Annotated in this window: 16 protein-coding genes; 9 read left to right on the forward strand and 7 right to left on the reverse strand. The window is 62.3% G+C overall.

Annotation, left to right across the window (positions count from 1 at the left end; all coding sequences use genetic code 11):
• The first annotated feature begins 155 nt into the window (after positions 1-155).
• A complete protein-coding gene (locus tag QD408_RS06290; protein ID WP_414138698.1) occupies positions 156-1,169 on the forward strand; it encodes a FecR domain-containing protein in 1,014 nt (337 codons plus the stop codon).
• A gap of 6 nt (positions 1,170-1,175) precedes the next feature.
• Here QD408_RS06290 and QD408_RS06295 read toward each other — a convergent pair whose 3' ends face one another.
• The gene (locus tag QD408_RS06295; protein ID WP_414138699.1) at positions 1,176-3,347 is read right to left on the reverse strand and encodes a CHASE2 domain-containing protein; all 2,172 of its coding nucleotides are present in this window, start codon (positions 3,345-3,347) and stop codon (positions 1,176-1,178) included.
• Between the two features lie 303 nt (positions 3,348-3,650).
• Here QD408_RS06295 and QD408_RS06300 point away from each other — a divergent pair, with 303 nt between their 5' ends.
• From QD408_RS06300 to QD408_RS06320, 5 genes are all read left to right on the forward strand, one after another.
• Positions 3,651-5,201, forward strand: coding sequence for an adenylate/guanylate cyclase domain-containing protein (locus QD408_RS06300; protein ID WP_414138712.1), 1,551 nt, complete (start codon positions 3,651-3,653; stop codon positions 5,199-5,201).
• A gap of 156 nt (positions 5,202-5,357) precedes the next feature.
• On the forward strand, positions 5,358-5,570 hold the full coding sequence (gene rpsU / locus QD408_RS06305) for a 30S ribosomal protein S21 (RefSeq protein ID WP_003585885.1): 213 nt from the start codon (positions 5,358-5,360) through the stop codon (positions 5,568-5,570).
• Between the two features lie 134 nt (positions 5,571-5,704).
• On the forward strand, positions 5,705-6,574 hold the full coding sequence (locus QD408_RS06310) for a tetratricopeptide repeat protein (protein ID WP_414138700.1): 870 nt from the start codon (positions 5,705-5,707) through the stop codon (positions 6,572-6,574).
• A 443-nt stretch (positions 6,575-7,017) separates the two neighbouring features.
• A complete protein-coding gene (locus QD408_RS06315) occupies positions 7,018-8,670 on the forward strand; it encodes a sensor histidine kinase (RefSeq protein WP_414138701.1) in 1,653 nt (550 codons plus the stop codon).
• A gap of 65 nt (positions 8,671-8,735) precedes the next feature.
• Positions 8,736-9,218: a DUF992 domain-containing protein gene (locus tag QD408_RS06320; RefSeq protein ID WP_414138702.1), complete on the forward strand. Its 483-nt coding sequence runs from the start codon at positions 8,736-8,738 to the stop codon at positions 9,216-9,218.
• Between the two features lie 96 nt (positions 9,219-9,314).
• Here QD408_RS06320 and QD408_RS06325 read toward each other — a convergent pair whose 3' ends face one another.
• From QD408_RS06325 to QD408_RS06350, 6 genes are all read right to left on the reverse strand, one after another.
• The gene (locus QD408_RS06325) at positions 9,315-10,709 is read right to left on the reverse strand and encodes an NAD(P)(+) transhydrogenase (Re/Si-specific) subunit beta (RefSeq protein WP_414138703.1); all 1,395 of its coding nucleotides are present in this window, start codon (positions 10,707-10,709) and stop codon (positions 9,315-9,317) included.
• A gap of 7 nt (positions 10,710-10,716) precedes the next feature.
• Entirely contained in the window at positions 10,717-11,115 is a 399-nt protein-coding gene (locus QD408_RS06330) for a proton-translocating transhydrogenase family protein (RefSeq protein ID WP_088681691.1), read from the reverse strand.
• Positions 11,115-12,263 (reverse strand): Re/Si-specific NAD(P)(+) transhydrogenase subunit alpha, encoded by a 1,149-nt coding sequence (locus QD408_RS06335; protein ID WP_414138704.1) that lies wholly within the window; start codon positions 12,261-12,263, stop codon positions 11,115-11,117. Before QD408_RS06335 ends, QD408_RS06330 begins: the two co-directional genes overlap by 1 nt.
• A 150-nt stretch (positions 12,264-12,413) precedes the next feature.
• Complete coding sequence (locus QD408_RS06340) at positions 12,414-12,638, reverse strand: aa3-type cytochrome c oxidase subunit IV (RefSeq protein WP_414138705.1); 225 nt, start codon at positions 12,636-12,638, stop codon at positions 12,414-12,416.
• A 225-nt stretch (positions 12,639-12,863) separates the two neighbouring features.
• On the reverse strand, positions 12,864-13,616 hold the full coding sequence (locus QD408_RS06345) for an N-acyl amino acid synthase FeeM domain-containing protein (RefSeq protein WP_088681688.1): 753 nt from the start codon (positions 13,614-13,616) through the stop codon (positions 12,864-12,866).
• A gap of 144 nt (positions 13,617-13,760) precedes the next feature.
• Positions 13,761-16,064 carry a putative bifunctional diguanylate cyclase/phosphodiesterase gene (locus tag QD408_RS06350; protein WP_414138706.1) on the reverse strand — a complete coding sequence of 768 codons (2,304 nt, stop codon included), beginning with the start codon at positions 16,062-16,064 and terminating at the stop codon, positions 13,761-13,763.
• Positions 16,065-16,393: 329 nt separating this feature from the next.
• Between QD408_RS06350 and QD408_RS06355 the strand changes: the two genes are divergently transcribed.
• The 3 genes from QD408_RS06355 to QD408_RS06365 form a co-directional block, all read left to right on the forward strand.
• Positions 16,394-16,933, forward strand: coding sequence for a TRAP transporter small permease subunit (locus QD408_RS06355; protein ID WP_414138707.1), 540 nt, complete (start codon positions 16,394-16,396; stop codon positions 16,931-16,933).
• Between the two features lie 21 nt (positions 16,934-16,954).
• Positions 16,955-18,445, forward strand: coding sequence for a TRAP transporter large permease (locus QD408_RS06360; RefSeq protein ID WP_088681685.1), 1,491 nt, complete (start codon positions 16,955-16,957; stop codon positions 18,443-18,445).
• 73 nt (positions 18,446-18,518) lie between these two features.
• On the forward strand, positions 18,519-18,722 hold a 204-nt coding region (locus QD408_RS06365), incomplete at its 3' end, for a transposase (protein ID WP_414138708.1).

The following is an 18,722-nucleotide window of genomic DNA, read 5'->3' on the forward strand; positions in this document are numbered from 1 at the left end:
AGTGCGCGGTTTTCGCGCGTTCTGCAGATCTCGGGCAGCGGTTCCGAAGATGACCCCAAAACCGGCATGCCGCGCCTCGCCGTAGCCCAAGTGGGCGAGAAGACAAGTAGTTTCTAAAATGCTAATTCTCCCCGGATTGCCGGGGTATCTGTATCATGTGGGGTCGGCGTTCTTTACTCGCGGCGCTTTGCATCGCCCTCTCCAGTGCGCTGCCGGCGCCCGCAGCAGAGCCGGTCGGCCAGGCTGTCGTCATCAGAACCGAGGTGACGGGACAAGGCGGGCCGATCGAAGTCAACACCAGCGTTCACCGCGACGAGCGCATCCGGACATCGCAATCCGGGCTCGGCCAATTCCTGTTTCGCGACGGCACCAAGCTTGCGGTCGGCTGGGGCTCCTCGGTTGTCATCGACAAATATGTCTTCGACGATTCACAATCGGTCAGGAAACTCACCATCAAGGCCGCGAAAGGAACCTTTCGCTGGGTCAGCGGCAATTCGAAATCCTCCGCCTACCAGATCCTGACGCCCGCCGGCACCATCGGCGTGCGCGGCACCGCATTCGATTTCTATGTCGGTCCCGACGGCACGACTGCCGTCGTGCTGTTGAACGGCGCGGCCAGCTTCTGCGGCCCGGGCGGCTGCCGGCAATTGCAGCAGCGCTGCGATTGCGTCGTCGCCAAGCCGAACGGTGATATGTCGCCGGCCCGCCGGGTCGATCCCAGCGTTCTCGATACGCTCGGAAATCCCCGCGCCCTCCCTTTCCTCTCCGGCAACCAGCGGCTTGCTGGAGGCATCGGCATGCTCGGCGGCTGCAACATGGCCTCGGTTGCGCCGGAGAGAAAAGACAGGCCGCGGCCTCCCCCGGCAGTTGCGCCTGCCCCGCAAAGGCAGGATCCGCCACAGAGGCAGGCCGAGCCGCAGAAGGAGCGGCCGAACAAGCCCGACAAGCCGCACCAGGAGAGGCCGCATCACGACAAGCCGGAGAAACCCGACAAGCATGAGGGCCATGGCCGGCATGACGATGACGGCAAGCCGGGAAATCACGGCGAGGATCATCGCAGCCACGACCGCGACCATCATGGATATCGCGATCGCGATCACAATCGCGATCGTGATCATGACAGGGATCGGAACCACGACAGAGGCCGGAATTTCAATCGCGGCCGTTGAGGCTCGTCAGTCTGCGGCGCTCTTTTCGACCCTTTCTGGCACGTCGCGGAAATGATCGGTCCTGCCGGATAGGCGCTGGTAGAATTCCGCCAGACCGCCGGTCACCTGCACCGCCCTCAGCTTTGCCGTACCGATAAGCTTCCGGCTGTTCCTGGAATGCGTTTGCAGGGCCTGCATCAGCTGTCTGTGAATATCCTCGAGCGCGGCGAATTCCTGGGATGCCGCGATGCGCTCACCGCCGACGACGGCAAGGATCTGCGTCCGGCTGCTCTTCCCCTTGAGCGGCAGGGCGCCGGCCTCGATCAGCGCCATCCCCTGCACTGACCGCGCCGTGCTGTCGGAGATGAGAATATCGAAACCGACCTCCTTGCAGGAGGATTCGATGCGGGCCGCGACGTTGACGGCGTCTCCGACCGCCGAATAGTTGAAGCGGGTCTTGGCGCCCATGTTGCCGACGCAGGCAAGGCCGGTATGGATGCCGATGCCGATCCCGACCTCCTGATCGGGCCCGAAACCGAAGGCGTCGCCAGCGTTCAGTTCGGCAAGTGTCTCGCGCATGGCAAGCGCCGTGCGAACCGCCTTGGTCTGGTGATCCGCCACATCGACGGGCGCATTCCAGAACGCCATGATCGAATCGCCGATGAACTTGTCGAGCGTACCTTCGTTGGCCACGACATGGCGGCTCAGCGCATCGAGCAGCGTATTCAGGAAGGCCACGACATCCGTCGGCGCCAGCCGCTCGCTCATCTCGGTGAAGTTCCTGACATCGACGAACATGACCGTCAGTTCACGGTCGTCTCCGCCGAGGCGCAATGCATCGCGATTATGCTCGATGCGGTGGAGCAGCGACGGAGAAAGATAATGCCCGAAGGCGCGCCGCACCTCGCGCCGCTCCCGGTCGATCACCAGGATCTTGAACGAGGTCGCGGCAAAATGGATGATCGATCCACTGACGATCGGCGCCAGCGGATCGAAGAGAAGTCCCGCATAAAGAAAGGAAAGCCACGACGCCACCAGCGCCATTGCGGTGATCAGCAGACCGCAGACCAGCGCGACGGCAGGACTGACGAAGGTCGTCACTAGGACGAGCAGACATCCGAGCACGGCGATGACAAGGATTTCAAGCCCATCCGCCCAGTCGGGCCGGGACAGGAACTGACCGGAGAGGATCTGCTCGACGGCCTGCGCATGCAGCGACACGCCGGGAACGTTCTCGCCGAGCGCGGTGACGCGGATGTCCTGCAAGCCGGCCGCCGATGTGCCGACGAAGACGATGCTGCCATTGATCGCGGCTGCCGTCTCGGCGGAAGCGCCTCCCGGCGCAAGCACCTGCCGGGCGGAGACATAGCGCTCGGCCCGGTCGGGAGTGACATAGAGCCAAAGTTCGCCCGCCGCCGTCAGCGGCACGATGAAATCCCCGATCTTTGCCGATGTCATGATTCCGGCGCGGTCGGGCGCGCCCGAAAGCACATAGGTCGAGGCTCCCTGCGCGACGCGCAGCGCCTCGACCGCGAGATTGGGGTAGAGTTGTTCTCCGTCGGTCAGGAACAGCGGGACCGCCCGCACCACCGGCGAAGGATTTCCGGGGTTGAGGCTGATGTGGCCGAGCCCCGCCGCATTTGCCTCCAGTTGCGGCCTGAGCGGCGTCGAGGCGCCGAGATAGGGCGGAGCCGAGACGGGGCTTTCGCCCGTGAATGCGAAGCCCGCCTTGACCGGCGGCCGGTAGTTACCCTCGTTGGAGAGGCCGAAGCCGAGCACGACCGGCTTTTCGGCGATCGTGCGGGCGAATATCTCGTCATTGTCGGGCAGCTTTTCGGCCAGCGAAGGGTCGATCCCGGCCGCCTCGCGCACGACGTTGCGCGGCGACAACCGGTCCGGCTCGGAGAAGAGAACGTCGAAGGCGATGGCCGCGGCGCCCATTTCCGAAAGCCGGTCCACCAGGAGGGCCAACCGGTCCCGCGGCCAAGGCCATTGGCCGAATTCGCGCAATGAGGCTTCATCGATGTCGATGACGCGGACCGGCATCGGCTGGTAGGCCCTCGGAACCAGCCGCTGATACTCATCGAACGTCACGCCGCGGATCAGCTTGAAAATTCCGGGATCGCCTGCCCGCAGGATCGTCAGCAAAGCCACGATCGCCAGACCGATAACGACACCGATTTGCTGCACGCGCGTCATGATCTCACCGGCTGTCCCCTCCACGGCCGGCCAAGCAGGCCCGTAACTGCCGGCTGACAGGCTACGCCGCTTTCTGTCCGAACGCCATTCGCACATGCACAGAAGCCGCCCTCTTTTTTCTCCCGTTTTGGCCGGGGTTTTACCCCCAAATGACACGGCTTCGATCTTGCCGGGCAGGCGGCGAAATGTTCTTGTAGCGAGCGAAAATCGGATGCTTTTCCGCAAAAAGAAGAGGGGTCGCCCGTGATTTCCGAATCCGCCGCGCGTCGGAGCGGCTACTGGCTTATCGTCGTCGTGCTGGCAATGCTTGCGGGGCTGCCGCTGGCCGTCTGGCTCGATATCAGCGATCTCTCGGGAAATACCCTGCGGCGCCAGGCGCGCGACATGAGCTCGCTAGTTTCAAGCATCCGCTCTTATTATTCCACGAACGTCGTGGGGCGTGTTCTGGCCGCCCACGCGAGCGGCGCAACCACAGGCACGGTCGTCTCCCACAACTACGCCAATATTCCAGGCGCCATCCCGCTGCCGGCAACGCTTTCCCTGGAACTCGGCGACGTCATCAAGGAGCAGCAGGCCAATATCACCTACCGCTTCGTTTCCGATCTTCCCTTCAAGAGCCGCGCATCCCACGACCTCGACGACTTCGAGAAACAGGCGCTCGCCGCCTTGCGTGCCAATCCGCAGCAGACCCTGAACGACCTTACCCGCGTCGGATTGACCGATACGCTGCGCTTCATCACCCCCGTCGTCATGGGCCAGGCCTGCGTCGCCTGCCATAACACCCATCCCGAAAGCCCCAAAACCGATTGGAAGGTCGGCGACGTGCGCGGCATACAGGAAGTCATCATCCGGCAGCCCTACGTCAGCAATGTCTTCGCCTTCAAATATCTGCTCTGTTATTTCCTATTCGTCGCCGTCATCGGCATCAGCTTCATCCTGCTCCAGCGGCAGCAGGCGCGGGCGATCCACGGCGCCAATCAGGATCTCGAAGCGGCGAACGAGTTCCTCGCCAGCGTTTCCCTGAAAATTTCCCGCTATCTCTCGCCGCAGATCTACAAGAGCATCTTCAGCGGACAGAAGGACGTCGTCGTCCATACCGAGCGCAAGCGCCTGACGATCTTCTTCTCCGACATCAAGGATTTCACCGCAACCACCGAACGCCTGCAGCCCGAAGCCCTGACGGAGATGCTCAACGAGTATCTGACCGAAATGTCGAACATTGCACTGGAGCACGGCGGCACGGTGGACAAGTTCATCGGCGACGCGATGCTGGTCTTCTTCGGCGATCCCGAAACGAAGGGGCCGGAGGAAGACGCGAAAGCATGCCTGCGCATGGCGGTCGACATGCAGCGCCGTCTCGGCGAACTCAAGGACAGATGGCGCAGGAACGGCACCGAGGAGCCGTTCGTCGTCCGCATGGGAATCAACAGCGGCTATTGCAATGTCGGCAATTTCGGCAGCAACGACCGCATGGACTATACGATCATCGGCGCCGAGGCCAATCTCGCCGCCAGGCTGCAATCGATCGCCCAGGGCGGGGAAATCGTCATCAGCTACGAAACCTATGCGCTGGTGAACGAGATCGTCGACGCCCATCCCTTGCCGCCGATCACCATGAAGGGCATACAACGCGAGATCGTGCCCTATGCCGTGGACGGGCTGACGCTCGGCGCCGATCACAAGAGCCGGGTTCTTAGCGAACACCTCGCGGGCCTCGACCTGCATCTGGACATGAGCCGGCTGGAGCCGGCCGACCGTCTCCGGGTCAGGACGGCGCTCAAGGAGGCGATCGCCGCACTGGATGAAACCCTGCCCGAGACCGCCGATCGCAGCCGGATATCGGGCGAGGCGTGATTTTTCCGCCCGCTTTCCATATCCGTCTGGACTTCCCCTACCCGATCTGCTATCCCGCATCACCAATCGCAAGGCTGCGGCCGCGCGAACGTTATATTTTTGCCCCTGGCGCTGCGCCGCCTCAGGCATCAACCAAACCAAAGGAACGTGATTCTCGTGCAGGTACTTGTCCGCGATAACAATGTCGATCAGGCTCTCCGCGCTCTCAAGAAGAAGATGCAGCGCGAAGGCATTTTCCGCGAAATGAAGATGCGCGACTACTACGAGAAGCCGTCGCAGAAGCGCGCTCGCGAAAAGGCCGAGGCTGTTCGCCGCGTTCGCAAGCTGGCCCGCAAGCGCGCCCAGCGCGAAGGCCTGGTCGCACGCTAAGCGTTGCCGTCGTTTTTTCGACGTTTTCAGATGCATTGTGGCGGGGGCGATAGGTTCGCCGCCGCCTTTTTAGTTTGCCGCTGAAGATCGCATATCCCAGTGTTGGATATGCCGCATGGGGAAAGCGAGCCCGAATGGCTGATACCACCTTCAATCCGTCCCGCGCCTGGCGCATGCAGAAAACCGCACTCCTGCCCGCCCTGGCGCTGGCGGCCATGTTCGGCCTCGCCGGCTGCGAGACGACCAACACCACGGATGCCGTGATCCGTATCGATAAGGCGCAGGGCTCGGAAGAGAACATCGCGTCGCTGACGGCTGTTATCAACGCCAATCCGCGAGATCCCGAAGGATATAACGTCCGCGGTTCCGCCTATGGCCGCGGCGGCCAGTTCCGCCAGGCGCTGAACGATTTCAACACGGCATTGCAGATCAATCCGCGTTTCTTCCAGGCCTATGCCAACCGCGCGCTCGTCTATCGCAACATGGGCCAGCAGCAGCAGGCGATCGCCGACTATAACGCCGCCCTGCAGATCAATCCGAGCTACGACGTCGCCTATATCGGCCGCGGCAATGTCTATCGCATGGCCGGCCAGGACGATGCGGCTTTCAACGATTTCAACAAGGCGATCCAGCTCGGCACTACCGATGGCCGTGCCTATCACAATCGTGGCCTGATCTATCAGAAGCGCAATCAGCAGGATAAGGCGATCGACGATTTCTCGAAGGCCATCTCGCTCGCGCCGAATTCGCCCGAGCCTTACAATGGCCGCGGCGTCTCCTACATCGCGCTGAATGACGATGACAACGCGTTCGCCGATTTCAATCATGCGATCGAGCTCAATGGCAACATCGCCGAATCCTGGGCCAACCAGGCGCTCGTCTACGAACGCCGCGGCGACAAGGCGAAGGCTGCCCGCTCCTATCGCCATGCGGTCGGCCTCGACCCGAAATACCAGCCTGCCCGCGACGGCCTGGCCCGCGTCGGCGTCGCCCCGGCCGGCTGAGGACGTCAGTTGGGCGGCCCGGAGCACCGGCCGCCCTTCGCCGGCCTTTTGCCGCCACTGCGGCGCTATTCCTGAAATCATCTCTGATTCGATGCCGTTGACAGGCTGCCATCCTGCCTGAGACAGTGGCCCCACCGCGTCAAAAAGGCAGGCCGAAAAAACGGCCGCCCTCTTCGACGGCATGTCATACTGTGTTGCAACCTTCTTCTAGTCCCCCTAACATGCACCTGCTTCGATAGCCTGCTATCGGGCACCCGAAACGTGTTGAGGGCGGTTTGCGAGAGATGCGGGTCTTTGCTTTCCTGGCCGCAAACAAAAACTGTTGCGGACAGCGCGCATTGCAGCGCCGCGCATCTTTTCAGACGCGCAAAGGCCGCGGCAACACCTTCGATCGATTTCGGTTTGAGCAATTTCACCATAGCGCATACGAGATGGCGCAATAGATGAAGCTCGTTGCGCTGTTCTTTCCCAAGGCCTCGATCGGCACCTATCTCGTCGCCATGGCGGTGGCGATCGCACTGCCAATCTTCGCCTTCGTGGCGCTGCTTCTGCTGCAGCTGGAAGACAACCAGCGCTCGGCGCTGAAACGCGAGACGGCGCAGGATGCTGTCGCCCTTTCACGCATCATCGACCGCCAGCTTCAGGATATGGCGACGACGCTGCGGCTGCTGTCGAGCTCGCCGGAGCTCGAAAACGGCAATCTCGCCGCCTTTCACGAGCGCACGGAAACGGCCTTGCGGGACAATACGCTGTTCGTCATCGCCGTCGACCGCAGCGGTCAGCAACTCCTGAATACCCGCCGAGCCTTCGGCACGCCGCTCGGCAAGGTGGCAAACATGCCCGCGCTCGAATCGGCCATGACCTCCGGCCGCATCGAGGCTTCCGATGTCTTCCGCGGCCAGATCAGCGGCGACTGGGTCTATAACGTCACCCTGCCCCGTGCGAACGATCCCGTCGCAGCCCTCATCATCACGCAGGATGCCAAGGATCTGGGGAGGCTCGTGACGACCGAAGGCCTCGCCCCCGGCTGGTCGGCCGCCATCATCGACCAGAGCGGCCACGTGGTCGCTGCCACCGGCCCGGCCGACCTCGAACCCGGCACGCCCTTCGATCCGCGCATCCTGCCGGCGCTCGGCACCTTCCGAGGCGTCTTCGAGGACGAGACGGTCCTGCCGCACATGCTCCTCGGTTATGCCCAGATTCCAGGCTGGTCCTGGAAGACGGTGATCTGGGGGCCGGTCGCCCAGGCTTCGATCCTGAGCACATGGCGTTTCCTCATCATCGGCGGCGTCGCCCTCGTGCTCGTCGCCGTGCTGGCCGCCTATGCCGTCGCAAGGCAGGTCCGCACCACCATCCGCGAGATCGCCGACATGGCGAACCGCATGGGCGAAGGCCATATCGTCTCACCGGTCGAGACCAGCGTCATCGAGGCGAACCAGGTGGCGATCGCCCTTTCGAATGCCTCCTTCGATCGCAGCCAGACCGAGGACCGGCTGCGTTTCGTCATGCACGAACTCGTCCACCGCACCAAGAATCTTCTGACGCTTGCCCAGGCCATGATGCGCCAGCTCGCCAAACAGGCCGACAGCGTCGAGAGCTTCCAGGCCGCCGTCGCCGATCGCCTCGAGGGACTGGTGCGCTCGATCGAGCTGCTGACGAGCGAGCAGTGGGGAGGCGTGTCGCTGCGGCGCGTCGTCGATATCCACCTGCAGGCTTTCCCGCATGCGCGCGAACAGATCGAGGTCAGCGGTGAAGATTTCGTCCTGAAGCCGGATGCGGTGCAGAATCTCGGCCTTGCCTTGCATGAACTCGCCACCAATTCGGTGAAATACGGTGCGCTCTCCGTGCCGCAGGGCCGTGTCCGGTTCGAATGGCGGGAGGCGAGGGAGGAAGACAAACCGGAGGCCCTGCTCCGCTTCACCTGGGAGGAGCGCGGCGGCCCTCCGGTCGCAGAGCCATCGCGCTCGGGCTTCGGCACGACGGTGATCAAGGCCCATGCCGCCGCGGCCTTCCGCGGTACTGTGGAGGTCGATTTCCGGCCCGAAGGCCTGGTGTGGGTGCTGACGGCGCAGCGCGCCACGCTGGAGCGGGACTAACGTCTAGCCAGGAACAATCGCCACTTCCACCCGTTTCGGACAGGTCGTTCCAAAGGAGAAAGACCATGTTCAAGCAAACCATGATCGCAGCCGCGGCACTGACGGCGGCTGTCTGGGCAGGCCCGGCCGGCGCGGAAAACTATGTCACGCTTGGCCGCCTGGTCTGCGGATCGGATGGCGGCCAGGGCCTGATCATCACCTCACAGAAGAACCTGATTTGCACCTATACCCCGGCATCAGGCGGCGCCAAGGCGGTCTATGCCGGCAAGATCGAGAAGTTCGGGCTCGACATCGGCCAGACCGGCAAGAGCGTGATGATCTGGCAGGTGCTGGCGAAGACCGGCACGGATGTTCCGCAATTCGCGCTTGCCGGCGAATATTACGGCGTCGGCGCGGATGCGAGCATTGGCGCAGGCGCGGGCGCCAAGGTGATCGCCGGCGGCACCAACAAGGCCTTCATGCTGCAACCGTTGAATGTCCAGGCCCAGGAAGGGCTGAACCTCGCGATCGGCGTCGAAAAGATGACGCTCGTGCCGGGCGAGGTATGAGGAAAAGCCCTGGCTCCGCGATGATCGAGGCCGGCATGGCCCATGATATCAAGCCTGAGTCGAACAGCCGCCCGAGGGCGGCTGTATCTGCGTCGATCAATGCGCGATCGCCTTGTTGATATCCTCGGTCATTTTCTTGGCGTCGCCGAGCAGCATCATCGTGCCGTCCTTGTAGAACAGCGTGTTGTCGATGCCGGCATAACCCGAGCCGAGCGAGCGCTTGACGAAGAGGCAGGTCTTGGCCCGGTCGACATCGAGGATCGGCATGCCGTAGATCGGCGAAGTCTTGTCGTCGCGCGCCGCCGGATTGGTGACGTCGTTGGCGCCGATGACATAGGCGACGTCGGCCTGGGCGAATTCCGAATTGATGTCCTCGAGCTCGAAGACCTCGTCATAGGGAACATTAGCTTCGGCCAGCAGCACGTTCATATGGCCGGGCATGCGGCCTGCGACCGGGTGGATCGCATATTTCACTTCGACGCCGTTCTTCTTCAGATTGTCGGCAAGTTCGCGCAACGCATGCTGGGCCTGGGCGACAGCCATGCCGTATCCCGGCACGATGATCACCTTCGAAGCATTCGCCATCAGATAGGCCGCATCCTCGGCCGAGCCGAGCTTCACCGTCTTGTCTGACGTGTCAGGCCCGCCCGACGCCGTCTCGCCACCGAAACCGCCGAGAATGACGGAGACGAAGGAGCGGTTCATGCCCTTGCACATGATATAGGAAAGGATGGCGCCGGAGGAACCGACGAGCGCGCCGGTGATGATCAGCGCCAGATTGCCGAGGGTGAAACCGATGCCGGCCGCAGCCCATCCGGAATAGGAGTTCAGCATCGAGACAACGACGGGCATATCGGCGCCGCCAATCGGCACGATCAGCAGAACACCGAGCGCCAGCGACAGCGCCACGACGGCCCAGAAGTCGAAATGGCTTTCGGTCGCGGCAAGGCCGATGATGAAGAGCACGATCAGCACCAGCAGCGTCGCGTTGATCAGATGCCGGTAGGGCAGCAGGATCGGCTTGCCGGACATGCGCCCGTCGAGCTTCAGGAAGGCGATGATCGAGCCGGTGAAGGTGAGCGCCCCGATCGCCACGCCAAGCGCCATTTCGATGCGCGCCTCGGTGTGGATATGGCCGATCTCGCCGATGCCGAAGGAGGCGGGCGTATAGAGCGCTGAGGCCGCCACCAGCACGGCGGCAAGGCCGACCAGTGAATGGAAGCCGGCGACGAGCTGCGGCATCGAGGTCATCGGAATGGTGCGGGCGACATAGGCGCCGACGCTGCCGCCGATGGCAAGACCGAGGACGATCAGCACGAAGCCGCCGAAATTAGGCGTCGCCAGCACCAGCGTCGTCAGGATGGCGATCCCCATGCCGACCATGCCATAGAGATTGCCCTTGCGGCTGGTCGCCGGATGGGAGAGGCCGCGCAGTGCCAGTATGAAGAGAACGCCGGATACGAGGTAAAGGAAGGCTGCAATATTGGTCATCGATCCCTCACCTGTCCTTCTTGCGGTACATCGCCAGCATGCGCTGCGTGACCAGGAAGCCGCCGAAGATGTTCACCGAGACCAGCACCAGGGCGACGAAGCCGAAGCCGGTCGCAAGCCCGCTCGTGGAAATGCCGACCGCCAGAAGCGCGCCGACGACGATGACGGAGGAAATCGCATTGGTGACCGCCATCAGCGGCGTGTGCAGCGCCGGCGTCACCGACCAGACGACATAATAGCCGACGAAGATCGACAAGACGAAGATCGCCAGTTGGAAGACGAAGGGATCGATCGCCCCGCCGGTCGCAGCGCTTGCCGCTTCGGGTGCATGCGCAGCCGCGGTGGCAACGGCCGTCACCGCGTCGTTCAGCTGCTCCAGCGCCCTGTCCATTGCTTCACTGGCCATCACATGTCTCCCTTCTTCGCGCCGCCGAAGGCGGGATGAACCACATCGCCGGCATAGGTCAGCATCGTCGCCTTGACGAGTTCGTCGTCGAGGTTGACGACGACCGTCTTCGTTTCCTTGTTGACCATGGTCTCGAGGAAGGTGACGAGGTTCTTGGCATAGAGCGCCGAGGCGCTGGCCGCGACCCGGCCCGGCATGTTGGCGAAGCCGATCACCCTGACGCCCTCGACATCGGCGACCTCGCCGGCAACGACGCCTTCGATATTGCCGCCGCGCTCGACCGCGAGGTCGACGGCGACCGCACCCGGCTTCATCGAAGAAAGCATGGCGCGCGAGACGAGCCGCGGCGCCGGCCGGCCGGGAATGAGAGCCGTGGTGATGACGATATCCTGCTTGGCGATGTGTTCGGCGACGAGCGCCGCCTGTTTCGCCTGATAGTCCGTCGACATTTCCTTGGCGTAACCGCCGGCCGTTTCCGCCGCCTTGAACTCCTCGTCCTCGACGGCGATGAACTTGGCGCCGAGCGAGGCGACCTGCTCCTTGGCGGCAGGGCGCACATCGGTGGCCGAGACCGCGGCGCCGAGACGCCGCGCGGTGGCGATCGCCTGCAGGCCGGCAACACCGGCGCCCATGACGAAGACCTTGGCGGCCGGCACCGTGCCTGCCGCCGTCATCATCATCGGCATGGCGCGGTCATAGACCGCCGCCGCCTCGATAACGGCCTGATAGCCGGCAAGATTGGCCTGAGAGGAGAGAACGTCCATCGACTGCGCACGGGTGATGCGCGGCATCAGCTCCATGGCGAAAGCCGAAAGCCCGGCGCTCGCGAGCGCCGCAATCGCCTCGTCATTGCCGTAGGGGTCCATGATGGCGATGACGACGGCGCCGCTCTTGTAACCCGCGATTTCCGATGGGCTCGGGCGGCGCACCTTCAGCACCACGTCGGCCGCGGCGGCATCGGCGAAACTGCCGATTCTCGCGCCGACGGCCTCGAACTCGGTGTCCGGAATGCGCGAAGCCGCACCGGCGCCGGCTTCGACGATGACATCGAAGCCGAAACTCTTCATCTTCTTCACGGTCTCGGCAGAGGCCGCAACACGCGTCTCCCCGTCCGTGATTTCCCTTGCAACGAAAACAATATTGCCCAACTGCCCCCTCCTCCGGGTCAGCCAGACCGCCGCAGGCTCGCCTGCGCAGGCCAAGCACCTAATTCACAAAGCTTCGGAGAAGCGTCCCCTTGGAGCGCCGCGCGTCCCCCCGGACGCACAAAGACGCTCCAATTCCCAGAATCGACGCAATCAGCGCAGCAGGAAGATGCCGGCGGCGAGAAGAATGATGAAGACGAAGAGGCCGCCGAGAAGGCCGGCGCCGCCGAAGAAACCGGCGGTCATCGCCAGCAGGAGAACGACGAGAAGCATCGAGCCGTATTTCGTGCCGGCAATGAACATGTTGTAGGTCTGCTCATGTTCCTTGTAATCCATCGGCGCGCCGGTCTCGACCGGTCCGGTATGATGTTCGGCCATGAATATCGTCTCCCTGAAATGCTTTTGCGCTGCCTGATTCCCTCTTGGCCGAGGGAAGTCCCTGCCTGCAGGAATTACACAATGACAGGCGAAAGCGCAATGCATGAGAATGCCGCAGCAGCAGGTTCCAAACCACCTTCTTCCGCGAGGAAAAAGCGTTGGGGGACGCCGGCTGCGGATCTTGTCACCGCCCCTGTCCTCTCCGCGTTCGGAGAGCAGGAGAAATCACAGCGGCAGGTCGGTGCCGAGTTCGCCTGGCGGCACGAAACGCGCCGTCGGAATGATGGTGAGCGGCGGCAGCGTGTCGTTGGGGTTGCGCGAAAACATCATGCGCTGCTCGCTGGCGCTGGAGATGAAGAAGGGATAGCGCGTCAACAGCTTGCGCCCGACCTCGATCACATTCGTCGCCATCAGCGTCATGTCGATCCCGTAATTCTTCGCCAGCCGGCCGGGCACGACCGTATCGGCATAGAAGACCCGCTTGTAGAAAGCGGCATGCGGAGGCCGGACGAACTGAAGAACGCGGTCCGCGCGGAAATAAGCCGCGGCGACGATCGTCGGCCTCAGCGTGAGGTAGGGAACCCACGGCATATCGGCGGTCAGTTCCGGATCGGCGGCAAAACGCGCCGGATCGATCAACGTCAGACCTGCATCCAGAAGTTCATCCATCGCCTCGGGAAAGGCGCCGCCGGACTGACTGAGGCGATGCTCAGGTGTCACATAATGAACCCGGATCGTACTGACCAGCTCACCATAATAATACAGCCCGAAGATATACGCATGGCTGTCGAAATCGCTGTCATCGAGCAGCCCTTTCGGGGCCAGCGCCAGCACGTCATGGGCCTTGTAAGCCTTGTAGCGCAGCCGCTCCACCTCTTCCATGTCTTCGCTGCTTTCGACCCGGCGATATTCGACATGGTCCAGAATTTCCAGGATTTTGGTGCTGAAATCGCTTCGCTTGAACAGTGACTCTGACATTCTCTTGATCCGCTCGTTAACGGATCATTAATCATACGCCAGCAACGTTTACGCAAGTAATTCTGGTATTCTTCGCCGAATACGATTTATTAAGGTTAATATCGCGCAAGATTTTCAGCGGGAAGACTTGCCGTCCGAGGGCGGTCAGGCGACCTTGTGGCGGCGGCGCTGCACGGCGCGGCGGCCGGCGCCCTGCTGCAGCAGGGCGATGTTCTGGGAAGGCACCGGCTGCGAGAAAACATAGCCCTGCACGAGATCGGTGCTGCGGTGCTTGTTGAGCAGCGCGAGCTGCTCTTCGGTCTCGACACCCTCGATGACGATCTTCAGGCCGAGCTCGCGAGCCAGATGGACCGTGCCGCGCAAGAGCTTCAGGCGGCGGTTATCCTCGACGATGTTGCGGACGAAGGAGCGGTCGATTTTGACGATATCGAGCGGCAGCGTGTCCAGATAGCTGAGGCTGGAGAAGCCGGTGCCGAAATCGTCGATGGCGATGGTAATGCCGCGGCTCCTGAGCTCCGCCAGGATGGCGCGCACGGCCTGCGGCTCGTCGATCAGGCAGCTTTCGGTGACTTCGAGATGCAGCCGCGCCGCATCGAGGCCGGAATGGGCAAGCGCATCGGCGACCACCTGGAGAATGTCGGCATCGCGCAGGTCCCGCGCCGAAAGATTGACCGAGACGGCGATATGGTCCGGCCAGTTCATGCATTCGCTGCAGGCCTTGAACAGCACGAAGCGGGTAATGTCGGAAATGATGCCCATATCCTCGGCAAGCCGGATGAAGACGTCGGGCGGTATGGAGCCTTTCTCCGGATGCACCCAGCGCGCCAGGGCCTCGGCGCATTCGATCCGTGAGCCATCGGCCCGGAACATCGGCTGGAAGACCAGATGCAGCGCTTGGGCCGAAACCGCCTCGCGCAGGTCCGCCTTCAGTTTCTGCTGCTCGATATAGCGGCCGTCCATTTCCCGCTCGAAGCCCGATATGCCGCCCTTGAGGCGCGACTTGCTTTCGAAGAGCGCGAGATCCGCCTTGACGCTCCATTCGTCGAGCGCAAAGGCGGTGCTTTCGAGGATCGCATAGCCGGCGCTGAGCGAAACGAGGAAGGTCAGCTCGTCGACCTCGTAATGGCCCTGGATCGCAGCATGGACGCGGCGGATCTCGAGATCGAGCGAGGTGGGCTCCTTCGCATGCGGGAAGAACAGGATGAACTGGTCTCCCATCAGCCGGCCGAGAACGGCGTTGCCGCAGGCCTGCTTGATGCGGGCGGCGATGGCGCAAAGCAGATGGTCGCCGGTGACGTGGCCACGCATGTCGTTGACATGCTTGAACTCGTCGATATCGAGCACCATGAAGCCGAGCGGGCCGGATTTTCTCGGATGTTTGGTGAGATATTCCTGCACGAGCTGGCCAAAATACTCCCGGTTCGGCAAGCCGGTCAGCGCATCGAAGCGGACCATGTGCATGATCTTCTGCTCCGCCTTCACCCGGCTCGACACGTCCTCGAAGATCAGCACGGCGCCGCCGTCGGCCCTGCGGCTGGCGGAGAATTCGAGCGACAGGCCTTCCGGGAAATGGATGAGCGTGCGCGACAGATTGCCTTCCGCCACCTGGGTGAGCTGGCGCAGGATGAGCTCCGGCTGCGAAGCATCCATGAAGCTGTGGCGCGCACCATAGCGCAGCACGGCGCCGAGGTCGCGGTCCTTCAGCCGCTCGGGAGCGCCGATCTTCAGAAGCTCGCAGGCCTTGCGATTGACGACCTGGATGCGGTTTTCGGCATCGACCATGACGAGGCCGTGCGGCATGTTGTTGAGCGCCGTATCGAAACGGTCGGCGATGATGGTGATTTCCCGGCGCGCGATGACATTCTCATAGAGGAACTCGCGCACACCGTTCGCCATGGCCCGCGTCGTCAGCCAGAAAGGGATGAGGAAGATCGACAATACACCACGATAGAAATCCATCGCCAGCAGGCTGCAGACGATCATCGGCAGACAGCAGGAGAATGTCTGGAGATCGACGGCAAGGCGCGATCCGTAGTTGCGGCCGACGACGGAAACCATGGTCGCCATGGTGACGGATATGCAGGCGAGCTCCGCAAAGGAATCGTGCACGACGAAGATCGCATAGCCGCTGGCGAAGCCAAGAAGCGCCGTGGTGCAGGCAGCACCAGCCACGAGAATCCGCTCCCAGCGCTCGATGTCGGCGCGCGACAGGCTCTCCTTGTCGACGCGATCGAATTGCCGGAAGATCGCCATGCGGGCGCTGAAGACCAGGAGGAAGGCGAGCGACAGCAGGATGTAGATGGAATACTGCGTCTTGGCGGCAACTGCGAGGCATGTCGCGATATGGACGATCACGCCGGCAAGAAGCGTCATGCGATTCCCGGAAAGGGAACTCACAAACGACAGATACACATCTAAAGGGACCCTGTTCGGGTTATCTGGCTTCATCCACACTTTCCCTGTGCGCGGGGATTCTAAGGCCAACCCTTTAAAAATTGATTTCAATCGAATCAAACATTTGGTCAAATTTTCTAAAACCAGAGGACGAACACCACATCCTGCGCGAGATAATGCATCCTTTCGGCGAGATTACTGAAATAATTTATCCACGCCTGGGTTGTCCAAATATCCGCTGATCGCGCGATCCGGCCGTCTCGGCTAAGACTATACTCCAACGGGAGGCATTTATCCTTCCAATTTCAAAGGCTGTGGTCTACATCGATTGCAAAGAAGGAAAACTGCCGGAAAACCGGCAGGATAAAAACAAAGGGGAGCGAATGTCGGCACTTCTGGCAGTCAGCCGGTTGATCGACTCGATCAGTCGGATCATGGGCAAATTTTCCGAATATATGGTCCTGTTCTGCTGTCTGATCAGCGCCGGAAACGCCATCGTCCGCTATGCCTTCAATTACAGTTCGAACGGCTGGCTCGAGATCCAATGGTATCTCTTCGCCTTCATCGTCATGCTCGGCGCTTCGCATGCGCTGAACAACAACGAGCATGTCCGGGTCGATCTGATCTATGGCGCGGTTTCCGACAGGGCCAAGATCTGGATCGACATCTTCGGGCTCCTCCTCTTCCTCATTCCCACGTGCATTTTCCTGACCTGGGTTTGCTGGCCCTTCTTTGCGCTGTCCTATCGGCAGGGGGAAATATCGGGCAATGCCGGCGGATTGATCCGCTGGCCCGTCAAGCTGATCCTCGTCGCCGGTTTCGCGCTGCTTTCTCTCCAGGGCGTTTCCGAGCTCATCAAGCGGATCGCAGCGCTCACCGGCCGCATCAGCATCAACACCACATACGAAAAGCCGCTGCAGTAACGCGGACCGGGAGGAACGGATTTGTTTGACTTCGGTATCATCCCGCCGGCGATGTTCCTGGGCATGGTCGTCTTCATGCTCTACGGCTTTCCGGTCGCCTTTTCGCTCGCCGCCGTCGGCCTGTTCTTCGGCATCATCGGCATCGTCACCGGCCATTTCAGCGAAGCCTTCGTGCACAATTTGCCGCTGCGCTTCTTCGGCATCCTTTCCAACGACCTGCTGCTCGCCATCCCCTTCTTCACCTTCATGGGCGCGGTGCTGGAGCGCTGCGGGCTTGCCGAGGATCTGCTCGAAGGCACCGGCAAGCTCTTCGGCGGCATTCCCGGCGGCCTGGCCTATGCCGTCATCCTCGTCGGCGCCGTCCTCGGCGCGATCACCGGCACGGTGGCCGCCTCCGTCATCACCATGGGGGTGATCTCGCTGCCGATCATGCTGCGCTACGGCTACAGCCCGCGCCTTGCCACCGGCGTCATCGCCGCCTCGGGCACGATCACCCAGGTGATCCCGCCCTCCCTCGTGCTCGTCGTTCTCGCCGACCAGCTCGGCCGCTCGGTCGGCGACATGTATCTCGGCGCGATCGGCCCCTCGATCCTGCAGGTGACGATCTTCGTGCTCTTCATCCTGGTGATGTCGGTCATCCGGCCGAAATCGATGCCGCCGCTGCCGAAAGAGGTGCGCGGCGACTTCAACTGGGCGCTGCTGGCGAAGGTGCTGATGGGCATGGTGCCCTCGATCGTGCTGATCTTCCTCGTGCTCGGCACGATCTTCATGGGCCTTGCCACGCCGACGGAAGCAGGCGCGCTCGGCGTCGTCGGCGCCATGGCGCTGGCAGCCTTGAACCGCCGCCTCACCTGGCCGCTGATCCGCGAGGCGATGACCTCGACCACGCATATTACATCGATGGTGGTGATGATCCTGATCGGCTCCACCTGCTTCAGCCTGGTCTTCCAGGGCATGGATGGGTCGCGCTGGATCGAGCACATGCTCTCGGGGATTCCCGGCGGCCCGGTCGGCTTTCTGATCTTCGTCAACATCTTCATTTTCGTGCTCGCCTTCTTCCTCGATTTCTTCGAGATCGCCTTCATCGTCATACCGATGCTGGCCCCGGTCGCCTCCAGCCTCGGCATCGACCTGATCTGGTTCGGCGTGCTGATCTGCGTCAACATGCAGACGAGCTTCATGCATCCGCCCTTCGGCTTCGCGCTCTTCTACCTGCGCTCGATCGCCGGCAAGGAGGTCAAGACCTCGGATATCTACATGGGCGCGCTCCCCTGGGTCGGCATGCAGCTCATTCTCGTCGCGATCGTGATCTTCTGGCCGCAATCGGTCACCTACTGGCTGGACCGCGGCCCGAAGGTGGACCCGAACACGATCAAGATCGAAGTGCCCGGCTTCGGCGGTCAGCTCGGCCTGCCGCCGGTGGGTGGCGGCAACGGCTCGCCGCAGATCCCGGGCCTCACCCTGCCGCCGCTGAACGGCCTGCCAGGAACAACGCCGGCGCCCGGCAAATAGCGCGGAAAAGAAAACCCCCGGACCGAAATGAACTGACCCCCGAAAGTTGGACACCCAACTTCGGGGGTTTTGCATGTCCAAATACAGCACGTCGTTCAAGCAGAGTGTTGTGGAGTTTTACAGCGGCGGCAAGCGTAGCGTGCGTGAGGTGAGTGCGCATTTTGGGGTCGACCATTCGACGGTGCGCAACTGGGTGGCGATGCACGCGGCGCATGGAGTTTACGGTCTAGTGAAGAAGTTCAGCCACTACAATGCTGAGTTCAAGCTATCGGTTCTG

The organism is Rhizobium sp. BR 249, from assembly GCF_047445895.1.
Classification (GTDB): Bacteria; Pseudomonadota; Alphaproteobacteria; order Rhizobiales; family Rhizobiaceae; genus Rhizobium.